The organism is Kitasatospora sp. RG8 (genome assembly GCF_017813315.1).
Taxonomy (GTDB): domain Bacteria; phylum Actinomycetota; class Actinomycetes; order Streptomycetales; family Streptomycetaceae; genus Kitasatospora.
In genome coordinates, this window is the sequence record NZ_JAGIYX010000001.1 from 177,456 (window position 1) to 204,003 (window position 26,548).

The 26,548-nt window shown below is 75.6% G+C and carries 28 protein-coding genes; 11 read left to right on the forward strand and 17 right to left on the reverse strand.

From position 1 onward, the window contains the following. Positions 1–89: 89 nt before the first annotated feature. From J5Y04_RS00750 to J5Y04_RS00800, 11 genes are all read right to left on the reverse strand, one after another. Positions 90–578 (reverse strand): TadE/TadG family type IV pilus assembly protein, encoded by a 489-nt coding sequence (locus J5Y04_RS00750; RefSeq protein ID WP_209408799.1) that lies wholly within the window; start codon positions 576–578, stop codon positions 90–92. Next, positions 575–946 carry a TadE/TadG family type IV pilus assembly protein gene (locus J5Y04_RS00755; RefSeq protein ID WP_307852857.1) on the reverse strand — a complete coding sequence of 124 codons (372 nt, stop codon included), beginning with the start codon at positions 944–946 and terminating at the stop codon, positions 575–577. Before J5Y04_RS00755 ends, J5Y04_RS00750 begins: the two co-directional genes overlap by 4 nt. 35 nt (positions 947–981) lie before the next feature. After that, a complete protein-coding gene (locus J5Y04_RS00760) occupies positions 982–1,266 on the reverse strand; it encodes a hypothetical protein (RefSeq protein ID WP_148641698.1) in 285 nt (94 codons plus the stop codon). 66 nt (positions 1,267–1,332) lie between these two features. Beyond that, entirely contained in the window at positions 1,333–2,211 is an 879-nt protein-coding gene (locus J5Y04_RS00765) for a type II secretion system F family protein (protein WP_148642265.1), read from the reverse strand. Then, positions 2,208–3,197, reverse strand: coding sequence for a type II secretion system F family protein (locus J5Y04_RS00770; RefSeq protein ID WP_209408816.1), 990 nt, complete (start codon positions 3,195–3,197; stop codon positions 2,208–2,210). Before J5Y04_RS00770 ends, J5Y04_RS00765 begins: the two co-directional genes overlap by 4 nt. Then, a complete protein-coding gene (locus J5Y04_RS00775; protein WP_307852858.1) occupies positions 3,197–4,813 on the reverse strand; it encodes a CpaF/VirB11 family protein in 1,617 nt (538 codons plus the stop codon). Before J5Y04_RS00775 ends, J5Y04_RS00770 begins: the two co-directional genes overlap by 1 nt. Next, positions 4,803–6,083 (reverse strand): hypothetical protein, encoded by a 1,281-nt coding sequence (locus tag J5Y04_RS00780; RefSeq protein WP_209408839.1) that lies wholly within the window; start codon positions 6,081–6,083, stop codon positions 4,803–4,805. Before J5Y04_RS00780 ends, J5Y04_RS00775 begins: the two co-directional genes overlap by 11 nt. Position 6,084: 1 nt before the next feature. Then, positions 6,085–6,822 carry an SAF domain-containing protein gene (locus tag J5Y04_RS00785; protein WP_209408841.1) on the reverse strand — a complete coding sequence of 246 codons (738 nt, stop codon included), beginning with the start codon at positions 6,820–6,822 and terminating at the stop codon, positions 6,085–6,087. Positions 6,823–6,929: 107 nt separating this feature from the next. Then, complete coding sequence (locus J5Y04_RS00790; protein ID WP_209408843.1) at positions 6,930–7,874, reverse strand: hypothetical protein; 945 nt, start codon at positions 7,872–7,874, stop codon at positions 6,930–6,932. Next, positions 7,868–8,440 (reverse strand): hypothetical protein, encoded by a 573-nt coding sequence (locus tag J5Y04_RS00795; protein WP_209408845.1) that lies wholly within the window; start codon positions 8,438–8,440, stop codon positions 7,868–7,870. The genes J5Y04_RS00790 and J5Y04_RS00795 overlap by 7 nt, the downstream gene beginning before the upstream one ends. A 188-nt stretch (positions 8,441–8,628) precedes the next feature. Further along, complete coding sequence (locus tag J5Y04_RS00800; RefSeq protein WP_209408848.1) at positions 8,629–9,492, reverse strand: hypothetical protein; 864 nt, start codon at positions 9,490–9,492, stop codon at positions 8,629–8,631. Between the two features lie 311 nt (positions 9,493–9,803). Here J5Y04_RS00800 and J5Y04_RS00805 point away from each other — a divergent pair, with 311 nt between their 5' ends. The 3 genes from J5Y04_RS00805 (at position 9,804) to J5Y04_RS00815 (ending at position 12,617) form a co-directional block, all read left to right on the forward strand. Continuing rightward, entirely contained in the window at positions 9,804–10,235 is a 432-nt protein-coding gene (locus tag J5Y04_RS00805) for a pyridoxamine 5'-phosphate oxidase family protein (RefSeq protein ID WP_209408851.1), read from the forward strand. Positions 10,236–10,408: 173 nt separating this feature from the next. Beyond that, a complete protein-coding gene (locus J5Y04_RS00810; RefSeq protein ID WP_209408855.1) occupies positions 10,409–10,861 on the forward strand; it encodes a MaoC family dehydratase in 453 nt (150 codons plus the stop codon). Between the two features lie 475 nt (positions 10,862–11,336). After that, positions 11,337–12,617: an MBL fold metallo-hydrolase gene (locus tag J5Y04_RS00815; RefSeq protein ID WP_245204044.1), complete on the forward strand. Its 1,281-nt coding sequence runs from the start codon at positions 11,337–11,339 to the stop codon at positions 12,615–12,617. Between the two features lie 81 nt (positions 12,618–12,698). Here J5Y04_RS00815 and J5Y04_RS00820 read toward each other — a convergent pair whose 3' ends face one another. The 5 genes from J5Y04_RS00820 to J5Y04_RS00840 form a co-directional block, all read right to left on the reverse strand. Further along, positions 12,699–13,646 (reverse strand): DUF389 domain-containing protein, encoded by a 948-nt coding sequence (locus J5Y04_RS00820; protein WP_209408859.1) that lies wholly within the window; start codon positions 13,644–13,646, stop codon positions 12,699–12,701. Positions 13,647–13,705: 59 nt separating this feature from the next. Next, the gene (locus tag J5Y04_RS00825) at positions 13,706–14,062 is read right to left on the reverse strand and encodes a hypothetical protein (RefSeq protein ID WP_209408861.1); all 357 of its coding nucleotides are present in this window, start codon (positions 14,060–14,062) and stop codon (positions 13,706–13,708) included. 131 nt (positions 14,063–14,193) lie between these two features. Beyond that, a complete protein-coding gene (locus J5Y04_RS00830) occupies positions 14,194–14,724 on the reverse strand; it encodes a TetR/AcrR family transcriptional regulator (RefSeq protein WP_209408863.1) in 531 nt (176 codons plus the stop codon). A gap of 158 nt (positions 14,725–14,882) precedes the next feature. Continuing rightward, positions 14,883–17,564, reverse strand: a complete 2,682-nt coding sequence (locus J5Y04_RS00835; RefSeq protein ID WP_209408865.1) for a DUF6493 family protein — start codon at positions 17,562–17,564, stop codon at positions 14,883–14,885. Beyond that, a complete protein-coding gene (locus tag J5Y04_RS00840; protein WP_209408868.1) occupies positions 17,561–18,955 on the reverse strand; it encodes an SWIM zinc finger family protein in 1,395 nt (464 codons plus the stop codon). The genes J5Y04_RS00835 and J5Y04_RS00840 overlap by 4 nt, the downstream gene beginning before the upstream one ends. Before the next feature lie 136 nt (positions 18,956–19,091). Here J5Y04_RS00840 and J5Y04_RS00845 point away from each other — a divergent pair, with 136 nt between their 5' ends. The 7 genes from J5Y04_RS00845 to J5Y04_RS00875 all read left to right on the forward strand — a co-directional run bounded on the left by J5Y04_RS00845 (position 19,092) and on the right by J5Y04_RS00875 (position 23,732). Next, complete coding sequence (locus J5Y04_RS00845; protein WP_307852861.1) at positions 19,092–20,003, forward strand: acyl-CoA thioesterase II; 912 nt, start codon at positions 19,092–19,094, stop codon at positions 20,001–20,003. Positions 20,004–20,107: 104 nt separating this feature from the next. After that, positions 20,108–20,758 (forward strand): TetR/AcrR family transcriptional regulator, encoded by a 651-nt coding sequence (locus tag J5Y04_RS00850; protein WP_206670930.1) that lies wholly within the window; start codon positions 20,108–20,110, stop codon positions 20,756–20,758. A gap of 528 nt (positions 20,759–21,286) precedes the next feature. After that, positions 21,287–22,075, forward strand: coding sequence for an alpha/beta fold hydrolase (locus J5Y04_RS00855; protein WP_209408874.1), 789 nt, complete (start codon positions 21,287–21,289; stop codon positions 22,073–22,075). Between the two features lie 129 nt (positions 22,076–22,204). After that, positions 22,205–22,603 (forward strand): MerR family transcriptional regulator, encoded by a 399-nt coding sequence (locus J5Y04_RS00860; protein WP_209408884.1) that lies wholly within the window; start codon positions 22,205–22,207, stop codon positions 22,601–22,603. A gap of 238 nt (positions 22,604–22,841) precedes the next feature. Continuing rightward, positions 22,842–23,021 (forward strand): hypothetical protein, encoded by a 180-nt coding sequence (locus J5Y04_RS41230; RefSeq protein WP_245203948.1) that lies wholly within the window; start codon positions 22,842–22,844, stop codon positions 23,019–23,021. Between the two features lie 40 nt (positions 23,022–23,061). Continuing rightward, positions 23,062–23,340: a hypothetical protein gene (locus J5Y04_RS00870; RefSeq protein ID WP_245203949.1), complete on the forward strand. Its 279-nt coding sequence runs from the start codon at positions 23,062–23,064 to the stop codon at positions 23,338–23,340. Next, positions 23,340–23,732 carry a hypothetical protein gene (locus tag J5Y04_RS00875; RefSeq protein WP_374105931.1) on the forward strand — a complete coding sequence of 131 codons (393 nt, stop codon included), beginning with the start codon at positions 23,340–23,342 and terminating at the stop codon, positions 23,730–23,732. The genes J5Y04_RS00870 and J5Y04_RS00875 overlap by 1 nt, the downstream gene beginning before the upstream one ends. Before the next feature lie 3 nt (positions 23,733–23,735). On the opposite strand, the gene J5Y04_RS00880 is transcribed toward J5Y04_RS00875, so the two are convergent. Beyond that, positions 23,736–25,466: a DUF2398 family protein gene (locus J5Y04_RS00880; RefSeq protein WP_209408890.1), complete on the reverse strand. Its 1,731-nt coding sequence runs from the start codon at positions 25,464–25,466 to the stop codon at positions 23,736–23,738. A 302-nt stretch (positions 25,467–25,768) separates the two neighbouring features. Between J5Y04_RS00880 and J5Y04_RS00885 the strand changes: the two genes are divergently transcribed. Next, on the forward strand, positions 25,769–26,533 hold the full coding sequence (locus J5Y04_RS00885) for a lysoplasmalogenase (RefSeq protein ID WP_209408892.1): 765 nt from the start codon (positions 25,769–25,771) through the stop codon (positions 26,531–26,533). Positions 26,534–26,548: the final 15 nt, after the last annotated feature.

Consider the following 26,548-nt stretch of genomic DNA (forward strand, 5'->3'; position numbering starts at 1 on the left):
CCTGCCGCCCCCGGGAGCCCTCCGCTTGCGTCTCCCCCGCCCGGGGCGTCCCCAATCCCCGCCCGGGAACCTCGTCCGCACCGGCCGTCTCACCCGCCCCGGTAGCGGTCGACCACCGAGGTGAAACGGCCGATGAGCTTCTTCGTCCCGGGCATGCGGGGCCCCGGCACCAGGTCGCTCAGACCCACCTCGCACTCCACGATCACCTCGACGGTGGCCATCACGACGCCCCGGCTCTCCAGTTGCCCCGGCTTCCAGGTGACCTTGCTCCTGCGGCAGTCGACACCCTGCTGCTGGAGGGTGGCCCGGGCGGTCCGCTCGACCAGTTCGTCCATCCCGGCGGCGCTGCGCACCAGCGACGCCGTCCGGGCGGCCGAGCGGGCGGCCGCCTCCACCGTGCCGGCCGCGGTCTGCACCCGGCCGGCGGCGACGGCGACCAGGATCAGCGCGACGACGCCCGGGGCGACGACCGCCGCCTCGATCGCCACGCCGCCGCCGGCGCGCCCGCGCCCCGACCGGGCGGTCCGCCACGCCGCGAACCGCCGCCCCCACCCGGGGAACCCGGCCGCCCGCTTCACGGCACCACCTTCGGCGGCAGGAACCGCTCGCGCGGCGCCTCCGCGTACTGGGTGACGGTCGGCTTGAGGAACGGGACGACGGAGGGGGCGGTCAGCTCCACCGTCACCCGGATCAGCTCCGGCGTGCTGCCGTCCCTGGTCACCCGGTACTCCCGCACGCCCTGCCGGCCGAGGAAGTCCTCGGCCTGCCTGGTCGCCGCCTCGTCCTTGGCCCCGTCGCTCCGGTCCCCCTGCACGCGTCCGGCGTCCACGCCCTCGCGGGCGGCGGTGAGCGCGACCTGGCGGTAGTACCACCACATCGACGCCTGGACGACGAGCAGGATCAGCACCAGGACGACCGGGAACACGATGGCCAGGCTCAGGCTCACCGATCCGCGGTCGCCGCGGCGACGGGGCCGGTGCCTCACGTGGCCGCGCCGGCACCCGCGCCGGGGAGGTTCGGGTCCTGCTCGACCTTCTTCACGACCTTGTCCTTCAGCGCGTACAGCGCCACCGCGACGGCTCCGGCGACGAAGACCAACGCGATGACGGCGAGGGCGAGTTCGATGCTGATCGCACCTCGGTCGCCGCGCGCCCGGGCGGCCCTGACCCGGCCGACCCGGAACTGGAAGAGCAGCAGCGCGAACTGGACGGGCAGCAGCGTGGGCCGGATCAACCGGCCTGCCAGGGCCTTCAACTGGTCGGACATCGGGGACTCCCGGGGTTGGTGTGGTGTCAGCCGCTCGGTCGGTGTGGCAGGTCCCGCGCGACCTGCTCAGCCGAGCATCTGGTGGAGCGCGGGGAAGATGATCAGGACGGTCATCAGCAGGGTCAGGGCGGCCCCGGGCGCGACCATCCGCTCGCTGTCGGCGTTGGCCCGGGCCAGGTCCTCGGCGAGCAGTTCGCCGCGCAGGCCCTTGGCCCGGGCCCGCAGGGTGTCGTAGACGGCGGCGCCGTCCGTGCCGGAGAGCCGCATGATGTCGGCGACGTCCTGCAACGGGGTCAGTCCGAGCTCGGCGGCCAGAGCGTCCAGGCCCGCCCAGGGCGGCAGCCGGTCGGTGGCGGCGCGGTCCAGGGCGTCCCGGATCCGGCGGAAGACCGGGCCGCGCCCGACGGAGGCGGCACGGCGCAGCGCCTCGGCGGGACCGAGGTCGGCGGCCCGCTCCAGCGCGACCAGTTCCAGGTAGGCGGCGATGCCGTGCAGGTACTCGGTGCGCGCCTCCTTGGCCTCGCCGCGCACGATGGCGTCCGGGACGAACCAGAACAGCCCGGCCAGCAGCGGCCCGACCACCAGCGGCATCGCGACCGGCAGGCCCATGTCCAGCAGCAGCGCCATCGCCGCCAGGTAGGCCGGCAGGACGAGGCCGATCACGGCGAACAGCAGCTTGTGCGCCATGAACCGGGCCGGGGTGCGGCCGATCAGCGACAGCTCCCGGTACGGGATGCGCACGCCGCGCAGACCGATCGACTGCTCGCCGATCCGGTCGAACCAGCGCGGCCGCTCGTCCGGGTGGGGCGTCCGGTCGGCGGGCGTGCGGTGCAGCCGGTCCAGTGCCTGGCTCAGGTCGGGCGGGGCGGGCCGGAGTTCGGAGATCAGCAGGGCGACGCCGCCGGCCGCGACCGCGCCGGCCAGCACCGACCAGGGCGAGATCATCGGGCCTCCCCGAGAAGGTCCTGCTCTTCGGCGGAGCCGCCCTCGCCGGGGCCCGCGTCCGCGCGCCGGCCGGACCGCCCGCGGCCGGTCCTGCTGCGGCGGTCGGCCTCCAGCAGCCGCGGCACCGGCGGGTGCGAGGCCAGCGCGCGCATCCAGGCGATGATCGCCACGAAGAGCGCGGCGACCACCGCGAGCACGACCTGGCCCAGCACGGTGCCGTAGGGCCTGGTGTACTCGGTGTTGAACGAGCCGAGCACCACGACCAGCACGATGATGCCGACCAGCCAGCGGATGGTGGTGCGGTGCTTGGCCCGGTCGGCCTCGATGGTGCGGCGCTGGCGGACCTCCTCGCGGACGGAGTCGGCCATGTCGGAGAGCGCCCGGGCCAGGCCGGGGCCGCTGTCCCCGGAGCGCAGCAGCAGCGCGGCGAGCACCTTGTCGGCGGTGGCGTCGGCGAGGCTGTCGGCGAAGGAGCGCAGCGCCTCCTCCGGCTGCCAGCGGGCCTGCAACCGGGCGGCCAGCTCGCCGACCTCGTCCTCGATCGCGGCGGGGGCGGTCCGGCGGCTGGTGACGATGGCCTGGTTGAGGCCGACGCCGAGCAGCAGCACGTCGGCGATCCGCTGGGTCCACTCGGAGAGCGCCTCCAGCCGCTCGATCCGGTGGGTGTCCGGGCGGGTGGTGTCGAACAGCCAGGGCAGCCCGAAGACGGCCAGCGGAACCAGCAGCGCGGTCAGCGGGATGCCGGTGAACAGCCAGCCGAGCGGCGCGCCGGCCAGCGCCAGCGGCAGCTGGATCCGGCGCAGCCGCACCACCCGGGCGGGGGCGGTGCCGGGGGCGCCGTACCAGAACACGTGGGCGCGGCCGGCCAGCGGGCCGGGCCCGTCGGCCTCGGCGTCCTCCTCGACGGGCTCGCTGCCGCGGGCCCAGGCGACGAGGGCGACCAGGCCGAGTGCGACCAGCAGGCCGCAGAGGACGAGGAGCAGCATCACCGGCCGCCACCGCCGATCCGCAGCTGGAGGGGCTCGGCCCAGCTCCCGTACCGGGAGCCGAGCAGCGCGGCGTCGAAGCCGGCCCGGCGCAGGTCGTCCAGGCAGTTCGGCGGGGTGTGCGGGACGGCGCGCGGCTCGCCCAGTTCCGGGCGCGGGCCGAACACGGTGTTCAGGGCCGGCCGGCCGCTCTCGCCGAGGCCGGTCACCTCCAGGACGTGCGAGACGAAGCGGTGGCGCCGGCCGCCGACGGCCGTCTCGTCGACCATCGACACGTGCACGATGAGGTCCACGGCGTTGGCGGTGAGCCGGTAGGCGAGGGCGTCGGTCATGTGCGAGCCGTACTCCAGGCAGAGTTCGGCGATGCGGTCGACCACCATGTGCGGCCCCCGGGCGTGCAGGGTGCACATCGAGCCGCCCTCGCCGTTGGTCATGACGCGCAGCATCGGGACGACCTCGCCGGAGCGGACCTCGCCGACGATGATCCGCGACAGCGTCATCCGCAGCGCGGCCGGGATGAGGTCACCGATCGTCAGCTCGCCGGCCATCCGGCCCTCGACGCGCTCGCCGTTGCCCTCCCGGGCCTCCATCGGGACGACCTGGCGCAGGTGGCCGAGGGTGTGCAGCCAGAGCTCGAACTCCGACTCCAGGGTGCCGATCCGCTCGTCCGGCGGGATCTCGGCGGCCATCGCGCGCAGCAGGCTGGTCTTGCCGACGCCCTGGGTGCCGGTGATCATCACGTTCTTCCGGGCCTTGATCGCCGAGGCCAGGAACGCGGCCAGGGTGGAGTCGAGGGTCCCGAGCCGGACCATCTCGGGGAGGGTCGCCGAGGCCACCCGGTGGCGGCGGATCGCCACGTAGGGTCGCGGGGTCACCTCGGTGAGGGCCTGGAGACGCATACCGCCCTCCAGCCGCAGCGCGAGGGTCGGGCTGGCGGTGGAGAGGCTCCGCTCGCCGCCGCCGTGCTGGCGGGCGAGGTCCTGGAGCAGCTCGACCAGCTCGGCGTCGGTGTCGGCCACCGGCGGGACCTGGCGCAGGGGTTGGTGCACCCGGGAGACCCAGACGTCGTCGCAGCCGTTGATCAGGATGTTCTCGATCTCCGGGTCGTCCAGGTAGGGCTGGAGCCGGCCGGCCCGGAAGAGCAGGTCGAAGACGGCCTCGGCGAGCGCGCGGTCCTGCTCACGGGTGGGCGGGATGCCGTGGGTCTGCGCGTAGGCGTCGGACCAGCGGGCGACGGCCTCCTCGATCAGCGCCCGGCCGCGCTGACGGCGGGTGGCGCGGTCCGGCTCGGTGCCGGAGGCGGCGGTCAGCCGGGTGATCTGCTGGTGCAGTTCGGCCGCGACCTGGCGCTTGAGCTCGCGCGCCACCTGCGGGTCGACGGCGGGCCGGGTGCCGGCGCCGCGCCGGTCGAGCGAGGGCAGCTGGGAGGGGACGGCGGTCGGGGTCGCGGAGCCGCCGTACGGGGCGGCCGCGGGCGGGACGGGGCCCGGAGCGACGGGGCCCGGCGCGACAGGACCAGGCTGGACGAAGGGCTGGGCGGCCGGCTGGGGCGTCGCCCAGGGCAGCGCGGCCGGGTCGGCCGGCGCCGGGTGCTGGTTCAGGGGGCTACCGCGCACGGAGCACCTCCCCGTGGCCGGGCTGCGACGGCTGTGGGCCATGCCCGTACGACGGCGGGCCCTGCCGGTACGGCTCCGGCTGGACGCGGCCGTACTCCGGCGAGGGTCCCTGGGCGTACTGCGGCCCGTGCACCTGGCCGTACTGCGGCGCGGCCCCCTGGCCGTACTGCGGCGCACCGGAGGGTTCCTGCCCGTACCCCGGCGCGGCGGAGGGCCCCGCGGACGACGGGCCCGCCGACGTCCCCGGCTGCTGCGGCTGCTGCGGCTGGACGTGCGCCGGGAAGGGCGCGGGCGCGGCCGGCTGCGGGGCCAGCCCGGCCAGCGGCGCCACCGGCCCGGTGGTGATCACCGGCGGCACCGGCGGCGGCACCTGGCCGTACGGCTGGGGCGCCGGCACCGGCGGCGGGGGGTAGGCGAGCGGCTGCGGCTGGGCGTCGGCCTCGGGCGCCGCGGCGAGCCGGGCGGGTGCGGGCGCGGCCGTGGGGGCCAGCCGCTGCCGGCGGCGGCGCACCAGCAGCTGCACCTCGTCCGCCGCCGAGCGGGCCGTCCGCATCAGCTCCGAGCGGATGAACCGGCGGTCGGTGACGTCCCCGCCGTCCGACAGCACCCGGGCCGTGCGGGCCGCGTGCGGCAGCAGCCCCAGCACCGGCAGCCCGAACTCGCGCGAGACCTCCGCGCCCGAGTACGGCCCCTCGGCGACCAGCAGCAGGCCCAGCGCGTCCGCCCCGGTGCCGGCCGTGGCGAGGTCCTCGGCGAGCCCGGACAGCCGCGGGCGGACCGCGCTCAGCCCGCGCAGGGTGGTGCGCACGGTGACCGCGACGACGTCGGCCCGGCGGGCGAGGACGGCGCTGGTCCCGGTCGCGCCGGAGCGGCCGAGGTCCAGGATCACGTCGTAGCCCTGCGGCTCCAGCCCGTGCAGCACCTCCATCAGCGGTTCCCAGGTGTAGGCGAGCCCGGGCGCCTGGGTCGGGTCGGTCAGGCCGGGCAGCAGCAGCCGCTCGGCGTTCCCCTCGGGCGAGAGGTCGATCAGCTGTTCCCAGAGCGCCTGGGCGAGCAGCCCGCGACGGTCCGCGACGGCCAGGTTGCGCAGCCCGTACACGGCCTCGACCCGGCCCTCCAGCGCGCCGGCCAGCACCGCGCCGCCGTCCGGATCGCACTCGACCAGCAGGATCCGGCGCCCGGGCTGCAACGGCCAGGCGAGCAGCAGTGCGAGCGCCGTCGTGGTGGCCCCCGGTGCCCCGGGGCCGCCGACCACCGCGATCACCGCCATCTCAGGCCCCACCAGCCCCGGTGGACGCGGCACCGGTCGCCGCACCGGTCGCCGCACCGGACGGGCCGGCCGTCCCCGAGGGCGCGGGGGTCCCCGGGGCCGTGCCGGCGGCCGCCCCGCGCGGCGCGAGCACCACCTGGATCCGCCCGCTGGCCACCCAGGAGGCCAGCCGGGGGGCGTCCGCCGCCGGAACCGCGACGTCCACCACCTGGCTGCCGTCGGTGTCGACCCGGCTGACCGCGATGACCACCGCGGTCAGCGAGTCCGGCCGGCCGGTGTCCGGCGTGTAGACCACGACGATCGGCAGGCCGGGCTGGAGCCTGGTCGCCGGCAGCTGGGTGCGCTTGGCCGAGACGCCCACGATCAGCTGGCCCGGCTGCACGCTCAGCGCCTGGGCGACGTCCGCCTTCAGCAGCAGCGCGCCGCGCTTGAGGTCGGTGGTGGCCCGCATCCCGATCGCTTCCTTGCGGTCCGTGGCCGCCACCGGCTTGAGCACCGGGTCGCTGGCGATCCGGGCCACCACCAGGTCCGCATCGGTCAGCACCTGCCCGTACGGCACGTCATGGGCGAGCGCCAGCACGGCGACCCGCTGCCCGGTGCTGTTGTAGAGCACCGCGCCGCCCAGCCCGCCGGCGGCTATCAGCGCCACCGCCATGGCCAGCACCGCCGGCCGCCGCCGCCGTGCCCGGAGCGCGCGCCCCGGGGCGTGCGGCGTGGCCTGGCCCTGCTCAGGCACCACCACGGACACCCCCGGCGTCGCTGTCTGTACGGTTCTCCACCGGGCTCCGGCCTCTCCCACGTCGTTCGGACACGTTGCTGTGCTGTGCTGCTGCGCTGTCGCCGGCCTCAGTTGAGGACCTGCACCTCGGCCACCCGTACGGTGAGATCGGCGGAGAGCGGCACCTTGATCGGGGGGACCTTCAGGTTGCCGGGGGTGACGACCACATCGCCCACCCAGTTGGCCGTGACCGTCCCGGCGAAGGTGCCGCCGGCCTTGGTGGCCGAGCCGGTGGTGAACAGGTGGCCGCAGGTGGGGGACTTGGCGGCGCCGTACTTCGGGTCGTACGGGGTGCCGGCCGCGCCCTCCTTGGTGCAGGTCTCCGTCGTCCCGTCCCCGAGGTCCCAGACCACGGAGTCCAACCGGGGGGTGACCGTGACGGTCACGGTGCCGTTGCCGACCGACTTCGGCGCCGGCGCCTTGGCGTTGGCGAGCCAGAGCCAGACCGGTACGCCGACCACGGCCGTGCCCTTGGGGGCCGTGGTCGGCTCGGGGAACGGCAGGGCGATCTGCTCGCGCATGATCTTGTCCGCCTCCGCCGCCGGGTCGAACGGCGGCGGCTGGACGGGCGTCTGGGCGAAGAACTTCGGCACCGTCGTGCCCATGCTGCCGTCGGTGAAACGGCAGGTCTCGGCGTAGACCGTGCCCTCGGTGGGCTTGTGCCCGGCCCAGACCGGGTCGTCGGCCGCGGGCTGGGGGGAGACCGTCCGGTAGTAGCAGCCGGTCCCGCTGCTGAACCAGCCCAGCTCCGGATCGTGGCAGGGCCAGTCCTCGCCGTTCCAGCGGCAGAGCTGCGGGCCGCCGGAACCCCCGCCGCCCGTCCCGCCGTTGCCGCCGCCCGGGGTCGGCGTGGACCCGGGTGTCTTGGTGCCCTCGCAGATGACGTTCACCGCGCAGTGGGTGACCTCCCCGCCGATGGGTGGTTCCTCCGCCGTCGCGGGCGCCGCCGGAGCCGCCAGTAATCCGGCGAACAACAGCGCGCGGATCACGATTCGCCGTTCGGGTTTCAGCACGATCGGTCCACCTCCCGCTTGAACTCGTTGATCAGCCAACGCGTTTGGAACCTCCGCAGGGAAACGGTCGCGAGGTACCGCGTCAGCCGCTGTTGCGGATCCTTTACCGCGTGGGTGGCGGCATCGGCCTGGTGCCAGCCCGTCACGTCGAGACAGTCCTCGATCACGGCGGTCTGCGGATCCGACTTCAGGTCGACGGTCTTCACCACCGGGGAATTCCTCGGACTTCCGATCATCACCAGTTTGGCGTCACGCAGTTGACGGAGATTGACGAGGGAGTCGCGCAGCGCCGTCCCGGAGGAGTACGTCTGAAGCCGGGAACCGTCCGAATCGACGCTCCCGAACTCCTCCACCTGGGCCTTCCACCAGTCCTGATAGGTGCTCAGGGCCAGCCGGGCCTGGGCCCCTTCGGGACCGTCGGTCGGCGCGATCCGGACGTTTGCGGAACCACCCGAAGGAGTTACCGGGTTCGCTCCCGCAACAGTGGGCGCAGTCGTCCCGAGACGATCGACGGAACCGGCGTCACCACCGGCCGCGCAGGAGCTCAGCAGGATCGCCAGAACCACCCCAGCGACCCCAACCGCCCCAGGGCGCAACACATTTCCGCGCCGCCGCATCGCCCCACCTCATCGCGACCGACCCCGTCCGTGGTCCGTGGTCGCCAGAAGAATTCCGCCGTCCCGCCGGTGTTGCTGCGAGGGCATCGATTCTTCGCCAACCCACCCCTTCACGGCAACACCCCGGGGCCCTGACCTTACGCGGAAGGCGGATCCGTCGGGGCACTTTCCCGCCACAGAACGGCCAACAGTTCTTCGGAAAGCGACAATCCGGCCAATGCGCCCCGAACCGCGGCCCGATTCCGCATCAACAGGCGCCCGCCCTGGGGCGGTACGAGCAGGCGCGCGCCCGGCGCACCTCCTCCCGGGGCGGCGCCGGAGCCGGCATCGCCACCGTCGATCAGTCCGGCGACGGCCGGTTGGAGGTCGAGCGGGGAGACCGCGGCGGGCGCGCCGGCGACACCCTGCTGGAGCACGGTGGTGAGGGCGTGGCTGAAGGATCCTTCGCTCCCGGGCAGGACGGCGTCCCGCCCGCGTCTACCGGCGCTGTAGCGGCCGACTCTGCCCCAGAGCGGCACCCGCGGGTAGCTGAGCAGCTCGCCCGCGCCGTCCTCGCCGCCACCGCGTTCGAGCGCGGCCCAGGTGTCCCGGTCGGCGACGGCGTCGACCAGGAGCAGCGCCTCCTCCTGGTCGCCGTGCACCATCGCGCTGACCACCCAGTCCCAGGCCAGCCCGCGCCGGTAGGCGTTGTCGGCGGTGGAACCGCCGGTGACCAGCGCCAGGCGCCGGCCGCGCGGATCGGCGACCAACTGGCCCACCAGGCAGACCAGCAGCCAGCGGCCGGGCCGGGCGGCCGCCTCGCGCACCGCGGTGAGCATGGTGTTGGCGTCCGCGCCCGGCTCCACCACGTCGACCCTGCAGCCCGCCGAGCCGGCGTCGAAGCACATGCCGGGCAGCACGTCGGCGAGCAGCCGGGCCCCGGCCGCCGCGTTCGCCGAACCGCCGAAGCCGCGGTCCGGCCCGCCGTCCGCCCCGATCACCACCAGATCGATTCCGCTCACCACGCGCACCGCCCCCTCCTCGCCGGCCCCTCGCTGCCCGGGGCCGCCCACCGCACCGTCGCGCGCTCCGTCCGGCCGCGCGTCCCGTCCTGCCGTACCGCGGTGCTCGTCGTACCGCGTCGTGTCGTGCCGCGGCGCCGGTCGTGCCGCGCCCGGCCGTCCGGCGGCGCACCCGCCCGTGCCCCCGGCACGTTCCGCACCGCCGCCGGACAAGCTACCGCCCCGCGGGCCCGGAGGCGGGGCTCCCGGCCCGCCGCTCCGGGACCATGGGCCCTATCGGCCCGCACTGCGGCGGGAGGACGATCGGAGGCATGGACCGTGAAGACCGTGTACAGACCCTGAGCGAGGCCGAATGCCTGCGACTGCTCAGCACCGTGCCCGTCGGGCGCGTGGTGTACACCGAGCACGCGCTGCCGGCCGTCCTGCCGGTCTCCTTCGCGGTCGCTCCGGACAGTCGCCTCCTGCTCGCCGTACGCCGGGACAGCACCACCGCGCGCGGGCTCGACGGCACCGTCGTCGCCTTCCAGGCCGACCAGCTGGACCCGGCCACCCGGACCGGCTGGAGCGTGCTGGTGCACGGCCGGGCGGACGTGGTGCGCGAGCCCGAGCAGGTGCGGCAGGCCCTGCGTTCCGGGCTGCGACCCTGGGTGGGCGGCTCGGACCCGCTGTTCATCGCCCTGGTGCCGGAGCTGGTCAGCGGCCGCCGGCTGGCACCCGTCGGACGGACGGTGCAGCGCTCCTGAGCGCTCCCCCCGGCTCCGGCCGCCGCCGGGCCGCCCCCTCCGGGACGCCCCTCGCGGGCTCCGGTTCCCCTTCCCGACCCTGATCGTTTTCCGGCCGGACCCCTGACAGGTGACCGGCGAGTAGGCATACTCTGCCGGAGTCCGCACCCCCACCTGCCCACCAGGAGCGTTCCGTGACGACCTTCGCCTCCCTCGCCGACCTCACCGCGGCCGTCGGCACCGAGCTGGGCACCAGCCGGTGGCACACCGTCTCGCAGGAGCAGATCGACCTGTTCGCCGAGGCCACCGGCGACCACCAGTGGATCCACGTCGACCCGGAGCGGGCCAAGGAGAGCCAGTTCGGCTCGACCATCGCGCACGGCTACCTCACGCTGTCGATGATCCCGGTGCTGGCCAAGGAGTGCTACGGCGTCGAGGGCGTGCGGATGGCGCTGAACTACGGCTCGGAGAAGGTCCGCTTCCCCGCGCCGGTGCCGGTCGGCACGGCGATCCGGGCCACCGCCGAGCTCGTCTCGGCCACCGAGGTGCCCGGTGGCGTCCAGGCCGTGGTCCGGTTCACCATCACCAGCGCGGAGAGCACCAAGCCGCACTGCGTCGCGGAGACGATCACCCGCTTCTACGCGTAGCGGGCCCGGCGGCACCCGAGCCGCGAGCCGCACAGCCCTGCCCTGTTCCGTCCCCTGCTGCCCTGGCGCGGCCCGGCCTGGCGTGGCCCGGCCTGCCATGCCCTGGGGCTGCCCCGGCCTGCCCGTTCCGCCCTGTCCTGGCCCGTCTTTCCCTGCTCCGCCCCGTCCTGCCCCGTTCCGCCCTGTCTCGCCCCGTCCTGCCCGCGGACGGATCCGCCGCACAGTCCTGCCACACCCCCCGTCCTGTACGCCGAACGGCACGCCCGGGGCCGCTCGCCGGGTCCGGGCGACCCACTGCGAGTAACCTCCGACGAGATGGTTGTCGTACCGCAACGGCCCTACCGCCGTGGGTACGCGCCCCGGCATGCCGGTAGCCGTAACCGTCCCTGGAGGTGCCGTGCCCCGCCCCGTCCCCTGGTACTCTCGCGTAGCCGGTCTGACCTCGCAGTTCTCCAGCCCGCCGACCCTCGCCGGACTGCCCCGCGCGGCCTGGCACCGGGTCCGCACGGACGCCTTCGGCGCCGAGCCCCGGGGCGAGCGGCTGTCCCGGATCCACCGCTCGCCGCAGTTCGCCGACGGCGCCTTCCGCAACCCGCTGCCCACCCGCCGACTCGTCTACGAGCGCACCCCGCTGGAGATCACCCGCGCCCAGCTGGCCTCCGACAAGACCCGGCGGGCGCCCACGGCCGCCGTACCGCTGCACCGCCTGCTCCCGGCCGACCTCGCCACGCCCCCCGTCTCCGGCCTACGGCTCACCTGGCTCGGCCACGCCACCGTGCTGGCCGAGATCGCCGGCCGCCGGGTGCTGTTCGACCCGGTCTGGGGCGAGCGCTGCTCCCCCTTCGGCTGGACCGGCCCCAAGCGGCTCCACCCGGTGCCGCTGCCGCTCTCGGAGCTCGGACCGGTCGACGTGGTGGTGGTCTCCCACGACCACTACGACCACCTCGACATGGCCACCATCCGCGCTCTCGTCGGCACCGGCGCGGTCTTCGCCGTCCCGCTCGGCGTCGGCGCCCATCTGGAGCACTGGGGCGTACCCGCCGAGCAGCTCGTCGAACTGGACTGGTGGGAGTCGGCCGAGGTCGCCGGGCTCACCCTGACCGCCACCCCGGCGCGGCACTACTGCAGCCGCGGCCCCCGCACCAGCGCGCTCTTCCTCTGGGCGTCCTGGGTGGTGGCCGGTGGCGGGCGCCGGGTCTTCCACAGCGGCGACACCGGCTACTTCCCCGGCTTCACCGAGATCGGCCGCCGGCTCGGGCCGTTCGACGCCACCATGATGCAGGTCGGCGCGTACAGCGACTTCTGGCCCGAGGTCCACATGACCCCCGAGGAGGGTGTCCGGGCCCACCTCGACCTCGGCGGCGAACTGCTGCTGCCGATCCACTGGTGCACCTTCAACCTGGCCCCGCACCCGTGGGAGGAGCCCGCCGAGCGGGTGGTAGCCGCCGCTCAGGCGCTCGGCGCACACCTGGCCGTGCCCCGGCCCGGCAAGCCGTTCGAGCCGGCCTCCCCGCCCGCGCTGCGGCTCTGGTGGCGGGCGGTCGCGGCGCTGCCGCAGGACGACGCGGAGCTGGTCGTCCCCGACGGCCTCGCCGCGGGGGACCACCCGCCAACGGGCGGCACCGCGGCGGTCGCCCCGGCGACGGCCGGAACGGCGGACGGCGGAGCGACCGCGGGCGAGCCCCTGGCAACCGAGCCCGCCGCCCGGCCCAAGGCGGCCGCCAGGACGACCGGGTCACCGTCCGACGCGGCCTGACCTGCCGGGAGGGGCCCGGAGTTCACGCGAACTCCGGGCCCCTCTCCGCACTCCCGGCCAGGCCGTCGCCGTCGCCGTCCCTCAGGCGGGCTGTTCCCGCTCCGCCCGGCGGCGGATCAGCCGCCAGACACCCTGCTGCACCAACAGCGTCAGCACTCCGGCCACCACGATGCCCGCCATGTTCAGCAGCAACTGCATGCTGGACCCCCAGAACTGACGGAGATCCCCGTACCCGAGCCCGACCGCTGCGTTGGCGGCGGCCGGCACCGTCGTCACCGAGATCGCGACGCCGACCAGCATCCCGGCCTTCGAGGACGTCAACGAGAGCAGCCCGGCGATACCGGCCAGGAAGGCCACCACGAACGAGGTCGCGTCCGGCTGCCAGATGAACGAGGTGTTCGGCCGCACGGCGTCGAACTGCCCCCGGCTGAACAGGCCCAGTCCGTCCATCAGCAACGAGAAGCCGACGGTCAGGGCCATCGCCACCGTGAACCCCGCCACCAGCGCGTTCAGTGAACGGAGTGCGGGCCCCGGGCGTCGCTGGACCAGGGCGACACAGAGCCCGGCGAGAGGCCCGAACTCGGGGCCCACCGCCATGGCACCGACGACCAGGATCGCGCTGTCCAGCACCGCCCCGCAGGCGGCCAGCATCGTCGCGACGGTGAGGAAGGCCAGGTAGACCCCGGTAAGGGTGGACTCCTCGTGGGTGATCTCGGAGACCGCCTCCCAGACCAGGGCGTCAGCGCCCTCTCCGGGTGCGAGCCGCTCGGCCTCGTCGGCGGCGGCCGAGAGGGTCAGCTCGATCTCGTCGACGTCGATCGCCCCACGCTCGGTCAGCCCGGTCTCCCGCAGCGCCGCCAGCACCTCGTCCGCCGACTCGCGCGCCACGTCACAGAGCACCACGTCCCCGGCCGGCCGGACGGCGGCATCGGGCAGCAGCACGACGTGGGTCACACCGACCGACGCGTCCAGGCGTTTCAGCACGGAGTCGCGAAGGTCGACCGGCACGATCAGACGCAGGTGCAGCACGGGTGCTCCGGACGGGGTACGGCGGCGGATGACCCGCCCACCCTAGACCCGCCTCCGGCTCACCCTGGGCGGCGGGCCAGCTCGACCAGGTCGACCGTCGCCCGCGGGTCGTCGACCTCGATCACCAGTCGGCTGTACCGCTCGTCGGCCAGCTCGATCACCACCGCCTTGGCCGGGTCCTTGACGTCCCAGAAGACCCACTCGCCGCCCGAGCGGAAGGTCCCGGCCGTGATCAGCCCCGGGAAGTGCGTGCCGCCGACCCGGATCCCCTTCGGCTCACGGAGGATCCCCGGGTCCAGCGTGGCGCCCCGGACGTTGGCGAGCGGTATCTCGATCCGGCTCTTGATCGCCCAGAGCCGGTCGAGACCGGCGATCTCGACCACGAGGGTGCCGTCGGTGACGCTGACGTTGGCCATGGATGCGTTTTCCCTTCGTTCTTTCGACTGCGAGGAGACTGTGAGGAGGTTGGGCAAGGGGCCCGGGCGGTGGGGACCGAGGCCGTCGGACCCGCACGGTGGGGCTCTGCCCGGTGGGCCCCGGGCCGGGGTCAGGCCGTGGGGGCGACCCGTTCGGCGAGGGCCTGCACGGCGTCGGGCGTGGGTGCGTCGGCCCCGGCCCGGGCCCGCATGCGCAGCCCGAGCACGGCCGCGGCGAGCACGCCCGCCGCCCGGTCGTCGCCGAGCACCTGACCGATCGCCCGGTCGAGCGCAGCCACGCCCTCCGCCACGAGGGCGGCGACCTCCGGGTCGCTCCCGGCCCGCTCGACCGCCGCGGACAGCAGCAGCCCGGCGGCCGGTCCGCCGTCGAAGTCCGCGGCGGCCCGGGTCAGCACGGTGGACAGGTCGGGTGCCTCGGACAGGCCGGCCGCGACGGGCAGCACCTCCAGGTCGAGGTGCCGGCGCAGGGCTGTCAGGTAGAGGCCGCGCTTGCTCCCGAACACCTTGTAGAGGCTCCCCCGGTGCACCCCCAGCCCCGTGACCAGGTCGTCCACCGAGGTGCCCTCATAGCCCCGGGTGGCGAACAGTCCTGCCGCCGCCTGAACGGCCTCGTCCTCGTCGAAGGCGCGTGGTCTTCCCATGCCGATGACCGTAGGGGTTTAAGAACGTCCAGTCAAGAACGAGTGTTCTCAAACACCGGCGGGCAGGACGCCGGCGGCGGTCCGGTCCGCCGGGCCCCGGGTCAGCCGGCCCGTCGGCCGGCCCGGACCGGGCGTGACCGGCCCCGGCCTGCCGCCCCTCAGCCGGCCAGCACGTCGCGCAACGACCGCGCCTCCTTCACCAGGCGGCCCGACCCGGCCCGGGCCGCCACCGCGCTCACCTCGGGTATCGGGCCGCGGGCCGAGCAGCGGCGCGCCGCGTCCGCCGCGACGGCGACGAGGTCGGCCGTGCCCCGGACGGACTCGCCGGCCAGGAGCGCCGGCAGCGCCGGGGCGAGGACGGACCAGACGGTGGCGTAGGCGCCGGTGCCGGCGGCGGTGGTGAGGGCCGCGAGGAGACGGTTCGGCTTGACGGTCCCGCAGGCGACCAGCTCGCCGAGTTCGCGGCCGAGCAGGGCGCCGTCGAGGTCACCGCGGGCGGCGAGGACCAGCAGGGCGTCGACCGCGGCCGTGCGGTCCTCGGGGAAGCGCGCGCCCAGGCCGTAGGCGACGGCCAGGTGGAGTGCGAGGCCGGCCCGGCCGCCCGCCTCGGCGAGGACGGGGAGCAGGGCGGCCGCGCCGCGCCGCTCGCGGTCCGCGCAGTCGGCGAACCAGTCGAGCCAGCGGGCGGCCTGCTCCTCCCGGTGGTGCGGGAGCATGGCGGCCCAGTGCTCGGTCGGCCGCCAGAGCCACTCGTTCTGCTTCCGGGCCCGGGCCACACTGGGCTCGGTGGCATCGAGCAGGGCCCGGAACTCCGCGCCGAGCCGCTGCCCGGCCGGGCCCTCGGGGCCGGCGCCGAGGCCGGGCTGGGCGACGGCGACCCGCGTGAGCTCCTCCCACCAGCGGTCCCAGAAGGGGCGGCCGCCGCCGCCCCGGCCGGGCGCGAAGACCGCCCGCACCGAGGGCAGTCCGGGCACGCCGCCGTCGCGCAGCCACCGCGCCACCCAGCGCCCGGCCGGCGAGGCCAGCCGCCCGGCAGCGGCGAGCACGGCCTCGTCGGTGGTCGGGGCGAGCCGCAGCAGGGCCGCGTGGAGGTCGGCCTGACCGGGCGTCGAGCCCGCCGCCTCGTACACGGTCAGCCGCTCGACCAGGGCCGCGGCGGCCAGCGCGCCCGTCGCATCGGTCGGGGTGGCGAGGAGCAGCGGCGGGCGGTCGGCGGTGACCCGCTCGGCGGCCTCGCCGAGGCGGGCGGCCAGCACGTTGCCGTACGGCGTGTTGTGCTCGCCGCGCAGCGGGTGCCGGTCCTTCTTGCGGAGGACGAAGCCGCGCTCGTGCGGGTGGACGTGGCCGGCGACGGCGGCCGCGACGTACAGGACGTCGCCCGGCCCGCAGTCGTGCCAGCGGCCCACGCCGCTCCACCGGTGCACCCGCAGGACCGGCTCCAGCGCCTCGGCCAGCGCCGCCCGGTCGCGGTGGGCGTGCCGGACCAGGCCGTCCAGGGTGCGTTCGAAGACCGCGACGTCCGGCTGTGCGGCGGCCATCAGCGCGGACAGCTCCTCGGCGACCTCGGCCGCGGTGGCGATCGGCCCGCCCAGCGGTACCGGCAGCGGGGCGGGCGGAAGCAGGTCGCTCCACCCGGTGTCCGGCTCGTCGCCGCCGACCGGCGCACCCAGCAGCTTCCCGGCGCGCGCGTGGTGGGCCGGGTTGAGCCCCTCGGCGGCGGAGCGCAGCTCGGGCAGCACCGCCTCGCCCGCCGCCGCGAGGTGACGCGCCACCACGTTGAGCGCCCGCTCCTGGACGGCGGAGTCGGGGTGGCCGAACGCCTCGGCCGCCGCCAGCACCACCGGCCCGGCCTGCTCCGGCGATCGCTTCGCCGTCCTGTCCAGCCAGCCCAGCTGGGCGCGGACGAGCTTCTTCTCCGTCCGGAACAGCACCACCGACGAGGCCTCCACCAGCACCTCGGGCCCGACCAGCCCGGCGGCGTCCAGTTCGGCCAGCGTCCGCTGGGCGTGGCCGGCCGCCGCGGAGAGCCCGTCCAGCAGGGCGACCAGGCTGCGCGCCCGGGCGGCGTACTCCTCCGGGGTGGGCGCGAGGGCGGCCAGGACGGCGAGGAAGGCCCGCTGGTCCCCCGGCTTGCCGCCGCGCACCAGCCGGGCGAGGCACCGCTCGATCAGGTCGGCCCGGTCCAGCCCGCCGTCGGCCGCGAGCATCGCGACCGCCTCCGGCCAGCAGTCCCCGGGCCGGTCGGTGAACCTGAATTCGAGCTGCCAGCCGATGTCGGCAAGCTCGAACACCCGGGGCACCAGCACCGGCGTGAAGGCGTCCTCGCGCATGCGCTCCAGCAGCGTCCGGACGCGGCCGCGGGTGCCGTCCCCGTCCGCCAGCCGCCGCAGCCACTCGGCGGTGAACGCCTCCGTGTCGGGCACCGGGCAGCCGGTCCGGCGGACCACCTGCTCGATCAGCGGGTAGAGGTCCCAGCTCCAGCCCGATCCTCGGCGCGCCGCGAGCCGGGTGACCACCTCGACCTGCCACTCGGCCGGCTGCGCCGCGACCACCTGGGCGAGCGCCGGGTGGCGGGCCCAGGAACGGCCGGCGAAGTCCCGCCCGCCGATCCAGGTGGCGGCGCCGGCCGGCCCGGCGTGGCAGCCCGCGCCGGCGACCAGGAGTGCCCCGGACTGCGCCGACGCCTCCTTCGACCACTCCCCCCGGACCTGCTTGCGCAGTTCCCTGAGCGCGGGCAGGCAGGCCCGCCGCTCGGCCGGGCCGAGCGCCGCCACCAGGGCCGGCAGCTGCGGAGTCCGGCCCTCGCGGACCGCCGTCACCAGTTCCTCGACACCGTTCATGCGCCCGCCTCCACCGTGTCCGACGCCTTCGCCGCGTTCTCCCGGACCATCCCGACCGCCAGCGCGTGCTTGCACGGTCCGCGCCCGCCCCGGTACTTGGCCCACCAGAGGCAGGTGCAGCTCACCGCGCCCGCCCGGTCCGTGCGGACCCGCTGAACGTGGTCGTCCACCGTCACCGTGGCGAGCTCACCGCCCGCCTCCAGCCGGACCGCGCCCGCCGCGACCAGCGCGTGGGCGGCCCGCAGCCGCGGGTTGCGCGCCTCGGCCCGGCCGGCGTCGTAGGGCAGCTGCCGGTGGAAGTACGCGGCCTCGGCGGTGTCGTAGCCGATCTGCCCGGCGGTGCCGAGCCGGGTGAGCGCGGCCCGCACCCGGGCCGGGGTGAGCCCGGACTGCTCGGCGAGCTCGGCGATCTCGATCCGCGGCTCCCAGGCCAGCAGGACGGCGACCAGCTCGGCGTCCTGCTCGGCGGTGCCGGTGGCCAGCGCTCCGAGCACCCCGCCCTCGCCGGAGAAGCCGCGCGAGACGTCGGGCGACAGCGTGAGGGTGAGCCGCATGCCGGGCAGCACCACCTCCCAGGCCGAGGCGGCCGGGCCGTCGCCCGCCACCGGCCCGTAGACCCGCAGCGCCGACGCGTGCCGCAGCACCCGCTGCAGGGCGGCCAGCCGCTCCGGCCCGGGCAGGCAGACCGCCCCGGGAACCGGCCGGGTGGTCGGGCGCAGCGTCCGCCCGGCCGGAACGATCCACTGGACGGTGCGCGCGCCGCCCCGGCCGCCGCGCGGCAGCGAGCGCAGGAAGCGGACGGCCTCGGCGGCGGGCAGCTCGGCGCGCAGGTCGAACCCGGCCGCCGTCACCTGGGTCTCGGCGAAGCCGCGCAGCCAGCGTTCGGGCAGCGGCACCTTCTTCTCGACGACCGGCCCGTCGAAGGTGGTGACCTCCAGGGCGTCCGGGCCGACGGCGAGGTGCAGCGGGTCACCCGGGCCGATCCGGGTGAGCGCCTCGCGCAGCGGGTTGTTGACGTCGACGTTGGTGGTGCCGTGGCCGATCTCGTCCCCGTCGAGCCCGGCCCCGAGCACGTCGAGCCGGGCGTAGACGCCGCAGCAGCCGGAGAAGGACTCGAACCGCAGCCGGTCGCCGTTGGCGGTCACCACGGGGTCAAGCGAGGCGCGCAGCTGAGGCTGGTAGTAGCGGGCGGCGGCGACGTCGGCGACCGCGAGCAGCGCGGCGGCGGCCGGCGCCGGGTCGGCCAGGAAGCCCGCGAAGAAGCGCGGGTTGGCGACCGCCCCGAGGGGCGTGGCACCGCCGGAGGTCTCCAGGGCGAGGCGCGGGCCGTCGGCACCGTCGGAGACGGCGGACGGGCGCAGATAGGCGTACGCGTATGCGGCTTGCGACATGCCGAGGACGCTAGGAGGGGGTACTGACAATCCGTCGGGAGAACCCCGTCACTGGAACAGGTTCTACACCGATGTTCGCCCGAAAGGGTTACCCAGGTCACACCATCGGACCGTTGGCTTCTGCCACTATGGGCCGGTGACCGACGTGACCGAACAGGAGAGACGGGCCACCGACACCGCCGGCCCGTTCGCCGAGCTGCTGCGGATCGAGCGGCTGGACGAGAACACGTTCCGGGGCCGGTGCCATGCCGGCGCCCCGATGCGCGCCTTCGGCGGCCAGGTCGCCGCGCAGGCGCTGACAGCAGCCGGGCTCACCGTCGGGCCCGACCGCCCGGTGCACTCGTTGCACGGCTACTTCCTGCTCCCCGGCGACCCGACCCGCCCGATCCGCTACGAGGTCGACCGGGTCCGCCAGGGCATGTCGTACGTCACCCGCCGGGTGACGGCGGTCCAGGGCGGCGATGCGATCTTCACGCTCTCCGCCTCCTTCAAGCGGCCCGAGCCCGCGGCCGACCGCCACCGGGAGATGCCGCTGCTGCCCGGCCCCGAGGAGCTGCCGGACGCGCTCTCGCTCTGGGACGAGGCGGCCCGCGCCGAGCTGACCCGCTCCAGCGGCTTCGGCTCCCTGGAGCTGCGGTTCGTCCCGCCGGACGCGCCCGGCGTGCCCGCGGCCGTGCCCGGCATGCCGCAGCAGTTCGTCTGGCTGCGCACCGACTCCCCGCTGCCCGACGACGACCCGCTGCTGCACGCCTGTGCGCTCACCTACCTCTCGGACCTCACGCTGGCCTCGACGGCGGGGCTGCACGTCCAGCCGAACTTCTTCCAGCGCGCCGAGGCGCCGAGGCTGATCATGGCCTCGCTGGACCACGCGATGTGGTTCCACCGCCCGTTCCGGGCCGACGAGTGGCTGCTGTTCGCCCAGCGCAGCCCCTCCTCCTCGGACGGCCGGGGCCTGTCGCTCGGCGAGTTCTACGACCGGGACGGCCGGCTGGTGGCCTCCGCCGTCCAGGAGGCGCTGCTCCGCGACCGCTCGGCCCGGAAGCGCTGACCGGCGCCTCCGGCCGGGCCCGGAGCCCGGTGGACGGCGGGCGAACGAGGGGCGACCGGTCGGCGTCATACTCCTGAGCGGCCCCGAGCCGTATCATGGTGCGGGTGACCAAGGTTGACCTGTCACCACGGCCGGTGGAGACGATGTCTCCGCGTCAGCTCGAACGCCGCGAGTCCCTGATCGCGGCCGCACTCGCCCTGGTGAACGAGATCGGCGTCGAGCGGCTGCAGATGAAGCAGGTCTGCGAGCGGTCCGGAGTCGCCCTGGGGACGGCGTACCGCTACTTCTCCTCCAAGGACCACCTGTTGGCGGCGGCGATCGCCGAGTGGCACCGGCTGCTCCTGGCCGACCTGGTGGCGGAGCTGCGCGGACCCCGGGCCGGGCCGGCCGCCACCGACCGCGTGGTGCGCTTCGTCCGCGGCGGCATGCGCGCCTACCAGCGCCAACCCGAGCTGGCCCGGCTCCGGGTGGCCGTCGCCGCCTCCACCGACCCGTTCGCCAGCGAGGCGCTCCAGGGCATGGCCCGCGCCGACAGCACCGCGCTCCAGGCGGTCATGGGCGAGGTCCCGGCCGCCGCGAGCGACCTGGTGCGGCACATCGTCGGCCACGCCTGGCAGGGCGAGCTGACCGCCTGGGTGACCGGCCGCACCACGCTCGGCGACGCCCGGCGGCGGCTGGAGGACGTGGTGCGGCTGGTGCTGGCCCCGTACGAGACGCCGTACCCGGCCCCGTACGAGGTCCAGCCCGCCGGCTGAGCGGCCGGACCGCCCGTCCGGGCCGCCGTGATCAGGTGCCGTGGCGCCGTCGCCCGGGCGGCCGTCACCGGGTGGACCACCACCGCGTCGACGAGATGGCCCTCGCGGTCGATCGGGGACACCTCGGGCCGGTGTTGCCGCGGCAGTCCGTCGCGCGCGGGCGCGCAGCTCGTGGGGCCCGGCCGCCCGGGCGCCAGTCGGTGCTCCAGCGTGTCCGGTTGCCGGCCCGCGGCCCGCGGCTCTGGAGCGGAGCTCGCGGCGGGGCGCGGCTGTCGACGAGATCCGGGCCGTGCTCCGCCCGGGCGTCCTCAGCGCGGAATCCCCCGGTCACGCCCCGGACCACCGGGCCGCCGCGGGCCCCGCGTCAGCCGTTCCGGAGGTCCGCCGGGGCGGCACCGCGTTCCCGTCGAAGCGTCATCACGGCTTCCTGCGAACGGAGTTGATCCGGAATGTTGACCTTCACATCGGTGTGAACACGTACTGTCGTGAGCGAAGGAAAAGCCAACGGCCGTTGAGGAGCCACCCGTCATGACCGAGAAGCCCGCCACCCCCGCCCCGCTCGCCCGGACCGTCGTCGGCTCCGGCCCCGGCCTGCTGCTCGCCCACGGCGCCGCCGGCAGCGGCGTCAACAACTGGGGCCCGCTGCTGGAGGACCTCGCCGCCCACCGCACCGTCGTCGCCCCGGACTTCCCCGGCTCCGGCGACTCCCCGTTCGAGCCGGTGGCGCCCACCCTGGACGAGCTGGCGGACCGGCTCGTCGCGGCCGCCGTCGAGGAGGGCCTGGAGACCTTCGACCTGGCCGCCTACTCGATGGGCGCCGCCGTGGCCGTCCGCGCCGTGAACCGCCACCCGCAGCGGGTCCGCTCGCTGCTCCTGATCGCCGGGGTGGCCGGCGGCGACCACCGCCTGCGGATCACGGCCGAGCTGGCCGTCGGCCTGGCCGACCAGCCGGAGCTGATGGCACGCTTCCTGCTCTCGGTGGTCTTCGGGTCGAGCTGGGTCAGCTCGCTCACCCCCGAGCAGCTCGCCGGCCTGCACGCCAACCTGCTGACCCCCCTTCCGGCCGCCTTCCGGCAGCAGTTCGAACTGGTGGGTTCGCTGAACGTGCGGGACGAGCTGGGCTCCATCGCGGTGCCGACGCTGGTGATCAGCCCCACCGAGGACATGCTGGTGCAGCCCAGTCAGCACCGCGCCCTGGCCGACGGCATCCCGGGCGCCCGGTTCACGGAGCTGGCCGCCGGCCACATGGCCGTCGTCGAGCAGCTGCCCGAACTGCGCAAGCTGATCCTGGACTTCCTCACCGGCCCCGCGGAGTAACCGGCCCGCCGGGGCCACCGGAGCCGCCGGAACCACAGGGAACGCCCCCTGCACCGGCACCGCCCCGGCCCCGGCCCCGGCCCCGGCCCCGGAGGGAACAGCGTCGGGCGGGCGGGCGTTCCGGTGATCATGCGCATCGGAGAACTCGCCCGCCTGACCGGGGTGTCCACCCGTCTTCTGCGGTACTACGAGGAGCAGGGCCTGCTCCGCCCGGAGCGGTCCGCCGCCGGCTACCGCGAGTACGGCGAGGACGCCCTGGTCCGGGTGCGACAGATCCGCGGCCTGCTGGCGGCGGGCCTGTCCACCCGGGTGATCGCCGAGATCCTGCCGTGCGCCACCGGCCCCCTCCCCGCCCTGGAGGCCTGCCCCGACCTGCTCGGCACACTGCGCGGCGAACTCGCAGATCTGGACGCCCGCATCGGCGAGCTGACCCGCAGCCGGCAGGCGCTCGCCGGCTACCTCGACACCGCCGTCCCCACCACGCACGTGGCCGCCGAACAGGCGCCGCCGGTGTACGCCGCCGCCTGACGAGCCGCCTCGGGACGAGGGCCGCCCCGGCTCCTGGAGGATCTTCCACTGGGCCCGGCGGCTCTCGTGGGCCCCGTTCGCCGGCGCCTTCATCGCCTGCATCCCGCGCGGCCGCACACCGACCCGCGCGACCGGCCCCGCGCACGCGGGCCCTCCCGGGACGAACCGACGCCCGCCCCCCATCCGGACTTCACCCACGCGTAGCGATCGTTCACACCGCCCTGGAACGCTCCCTGACATGAACGCCAACCCTCCGGCGACCCTCCAGGATCCGCGCTTCCCGCTCCCCCAGCGCCACCGCCGATTCCTGGCCTGCGCCGCCGTCCTCGCCTCCATCGCCCTCGGCACCCTCGGCGTCGGCGCCACCGTCGAAACCGTCCAGCACGGCCCGGTGGCCGCGGCACCGGCCAGCCGGTGATGTGATCCGGGCCACATTCGACCGTGGTATGGTCCGTGGTATGGCTACGACCAAGAAGTACACCGTGACCCTGCCTGAGAAGCTCGCGGAGCAGATCCGCGCCCAGGTCGGCCCGGGTGCCTTCAGCCGCTACGTCACCGAGGCCATCCAGCGCAAGCACGAGCAGGAACAACTCACCGAGTTCGTGGACCGGTGGGAGAGCGAGTACGGGCCCGTACCGGACGATGCCATGGCCCATGCGGAACAGGAACTTCGCGAGCTCCACCGTCGCCACGCGGAACGCCAGAACCCACCCGCGCCCACGGCCCAGGCGAGCTGATGGACCTCGTACACGTTCTCGACTGTGAAGCCCTGTCGCGCGCAGTGGGCGGCGACCCCCTCATGGGCGCCCGGATCAAGACCGCGAGCCAGCTGGGCATCCGGGTCATCACCAGCTCGATGACGCTGGTGGAGAGCTATCACAAGAAGATCAACCGACCGCTCTGGCAGTGGATGCTCTCCCGCATCGTCGTAGAACCCGTGACGGAGCAGATCGCCAATGACGCGATTGCGCTGCTTGCCGACGCCGGCCTGCACGGCCACAAATACGCCATCGACGCCGCACTCGCCGCCATCGCCCTGCGGCAGCACGGCCCGGTGACCGTCTTCACGTCGGACCCCGACGACATGACCATGCTCTGCGGCCATCGGGCAGAGATCATCCGGGTCTGACCCTCAGGCCCGCTGTTCCTCGCGCGGCCCGGCCGGGGCGGGGATGGTGACCGTGGCGTCCCGGCGTGAGTGCCGGCCGGTCCCCGGGGCCGGGAGGAGGTCGGCGGCGGGGGCGTAGCGGGCGGCGGGGGCGCGGAGGAGCCAGCCCGGGGGGCGGGTGCCGCGGGGGGTGGGTGCGAGCAGGCCCATCCGGTGGAGCAGGTCGAGGGTGTCGCGGCGCAGGGCGGTGCGGTCGGCGAGGTAGTCGCGGCGCCAGCCGGCCGGGAGGCCGTACTCGTCGGCGAGGTCGCCCAGGACGCCGTCTATCAGCGCGTCCGGGACGGGGACGTCCGCGTCGACGGCCTCGCCGGGGAGCGGGCGGACCTCCTCGACGAGACGCTCGACCAGCAGCAGGGCCGCCTGGGCCACGGTGCCGGCCCCGGGCAGGGCGAGGTCGGTGAGCTCGTCGGCGGGGTCGACCAGGGCGACGCCCTCGGCCCGGATCTCGGCCTCCAGGCCGAGGAAGTCGGCGAGGGCGGCAGGGCCGGTGTGCCCGTGGTCGCGGAGCCAGGTGCGCTGGTCCTCGGTCAGGTCGGCGGCGAGGACTGCCGGGGTCTCGGCGAGGCGGCGGCGGACGGCGGTGCCGGGCTCGGCCTCGCCGGCGCGGCGGATCAGGCCGGCGGCGTCGGCGGCGAGGGCGGGCGGCCCGGCGGGGACGGCGCGGGCCAGCTCGCGGTCGACCGTCAGGACGGCGCCCTCCTCGGTGAGGTCCGCCGGTATGTCCGCGAGCACCTGCCAGTCGGCGAGTGCGGCGAACGCCATGGCGAGGTCGGCGAGGTCGGCGGGGGCGGCGGCACGGTCCGGCCCGGGTGCGGCGGCGCGCATCGCGGCGAGCAGCCGGCCGAGCGGGAGCTCCTCGGGTGCGTCGACCAGCAGGGCCAGGGCGAGGGCGAGTTGGGCATAGCCGCCGGGGGTGAACGGGGCGCCGGTGCCGGGGTGTTCGAGTCGGCGGGCGGCGCCCGGGCCGAGGCCCGCCTTGCAGAGGCGGGCGTGCCAGGGGCCGACCACCAGGCGGTAGCCGAGCAGGGTGTCGAACCGCTCGGTGAGCCAGTCGCGGTGACGGCGAATCAGTGGGAACCCGTCGGCGTGCGGCCCGGAGGCGGTCACCAGGGGGTGGGCCAGCAGCAGGCGGGCGGCGATCCGGCGCTCGGCGGCGGCGGAACGGTCCTGCGTACCGGCCGCGGAGGAGCGCGACTGTTCGGGCTTGCGGTGCTTGCCGGGCGTGCCCGGCTTCGCGCCCGAGGGGACGACGGGCGACGCGCCCGCGTCGCGCCGGGCCCGGCGAAGGCCGCGCGCAGCACGGGCCTCGCGGGCGCGTAGCGCGGCGGGCGCGTGCGCGGTGGGGCCGTGCCACCAGCTGACCTCGGCCCCGGCCGGGCCGGGTGCGAGACCGGCGGCCGGCTCGGCGGGGACGCCGAAGTGGCGGGCGGGGTAGAGGCCGAAGGAGGCGACGCAGAGGTCGTCGGCGGTACTGGGGCCGGCCTCGGCGAACCAGCGGGCGAGCCGGAGCAGTCCCGGGTCGGGCGAGAGTCCGGCGGCCTCCGCGGCCGGGCCGGCCTCCTGCGGAGCGTCAGGCCCGGCTTCGCGTACGGCGACGACGGCGTCGGTGGTGCCCCGCCCCGCCCCGCCCGCGCGCCCGTCCGACGTGCCGCCGGCCACCTGCGTGGCGCCGACCGCGTACTCCTGCTGCTCCATGTCGTTGACCAGACTAGACGGTGGGCCCGGCGCCCGCTGGCAGCAAGGGGACCCGGTACCGAATTGGCCGGCCGCGCCCCGGTGCGACGCCGCCCCGCCCGTCGCCACGCCGCCCCGCCGGTCACCACGGTGCCCCGCCCGCCGCCGCGTCACCCCGCGGGCCCGACGGCCGCTACGCGCCGGTAACAAGCCCCTTCCCCGACTCGGGCCCGGTCGCCTAGGGTGCGAACGAACAGGCCGGCCCGCCGCACCACGTCCGCAGCACCGCCCGCCCCGCCCGAACTCCCGGAGGACACCGCCGCATGAGCATCCGCACCACCACCCGCGCCGTTCTCGGCGGGCGCCTGCGCAGCGCCACCGGGCTGCTCACCGGCTTCGCCGCCACCTCGGCCGCCCACCTGGGCGCGCTCCTCACCGACACGCCCGCGCTGCGGCACGCCACCAAGCCGGCGCTGATGCCGCTGCTGGCCGCGCACAGCGTCACGGCCGCCACCACGGCGGGCCGGGAGGCTCCGAAGCTGCTGGCGCCCGCGCTGCTGCTCAGCGGGGGCGGCGACGTGCTGCTCCAGCTCGGCGACGACACCGCGTTCCTGGCCGGCATGGGTTCCTTCGCGGCGGCGCACGTCTGCTACGTGACGATGTTCGTCCGGCAGGGGGCGCTGAGCGACAGGCGGCGGGCGCTGGTCGTCGCCGCCGCGTACGCGACGGCCTGGGCGGTGATGGTGGGCCGGCTCTGGCCGGATCTCGGCGACCTCCAGGCCCCGGTGGCCGGGTACAGCCTGCTGCTCGCCTCGACGGCGGTCACCTCGGCGGGGCTCGGGTGGCGGACGGGCCTGGGCGGGGCGCTCTTCCTGCTCTCCGACACGCTGATCGCCACCAAGCTGGCGAAGTGGCGGGAGCTGCCGGGGCATCAGTTCTGGATCATGGCCACGTACATCCTGGCCCAGTACCTGCTCGCCAACGGCGCCCTGCGCGCCGCGGAGGCCGCCGGGTCCGCGGAGTCCTCCGGACCGGGAGGGTCCGCCGACGCCCCGCAGTGGCCGGGGGCCCGCGCCGTCACCGTCTGAGGACCGGCCCGGAAC

Bases quoted from the DNA above. Each gene is read 5' to 3' on its own strand.
- J5Y04_RS00765 (WP_148642265.1), bottom strand. From the start codon at position 2,211: ATGATCTCGCCCTGGTCGGTGCTGGCCGGCGCGGTCGCGGCCGGCGGC.
- J5Y04_RS00840 (WP_209408868.1), bottom strand. From the start codon at position 18,955: ATGTCGCAAGCCGCATACGCGTACGCCTATCTGCGCCCGTCCGCCGTC.
- J5Y04_RS00870 (WP_245203949.1), top strand. From the start codon at position 23,062: ATGGCTACGACCAAGAAGTACACCGTGACCCTGCCTGAGAAGCTCGCG.
- J5Y04_RS00835 (WP_209408865.1), bottom strand. From the start codon at position 17,564: ATGAACGGTGTCGAGGAACTGGTGACGGCGGTCCGCGAGGGCCGGACT.
- J5Y04_RS00770 (WP_209408816.1), bottom strand. From the start codon at position 3,197: ATGCTGCTCCTCGTCCTCTGCGGCCTGCTGGTCGCACTCGGCCTGGTC.
- J5Y04_RS00830 (WP_209408863.1), bottom strand. From the start codon at position 14,724: ATGGGAAGACCACGCGCCTTCGACGAGGACGAGGCCGTTCAGGCGGCG.
- J5Y04_RS00760 (WP_148641698.1), bottom strand. From the start codon at position 1,266: ATGTCCGACCAGTTGAAGGCCCTGGCAGGCCGGTTGATCCGGCCCACG.
- J5Y04_RS00885 (WP_209408892.1), top strand. From the start codon at position 25,769: ATGAGCATCCGCACCACCACCCGCGCCGTTCTCGGCGGGCGCCTGCGC.
- J5Y04_RS00825 (WP_209408861.1), bottom strand. From the start codon at position 14,062: ATGGCCAACGTCAGCGTCACCGACGGCACCCTCGTGGTCGAGATCGCC.
- J5Y04_RS00805 (WP_209408851.1), top strand. From the start codon at position 9,804: ATGGACCGTGAAGACCGTGTACAGACCCTGAGCGAGGCCGAATGCCTG.
- J5Y04_RS00855 (WP_209408874.1), top strand. From the start codon at position 21,287: ATGACCGAGAAGCCCGCCACCCCCGCCCCGCTCGCCCGGACCGTCGTC.
- J5Y04_RS00860 (WP_209408884.1), top strand. From the start codon at position 22,205: ATGCGCATCGGAGAACTCGCCCGCCTGACCGGGGTGTCCACCCGTCTT.
- J5Y04_RS00780 (WP_209408839.1), bottom strand. From the start codon at position 6,083: ATGGCGGTGATCGCGGTGGTCGGCGGCCCCGGGGCACCGGGGGCCACC.
- J5Y04_RS41230 (WP_245203948.1), top strand. From the start codon at position 22,842: ATGAACGCCAACCCTCCGGCGACCCTCCAGGATCCGCGCTTCCCGCTC.
- J5Y04_RS00880 (WP_209408890.1), bottom strand. From the start codon at position 25,466: ATGGAGCAGCAGGAGTACGCGGTCGGCGCCACGCAGGTGGCCGGCGGC.
- J5Y04_RS00875 (WP_374105931.1), top strand. From the start codon at position 23,340: ATGGACCTCGTACACGTTCTCGACTGTGAAGCCCTGTCGCGCGCAGTG.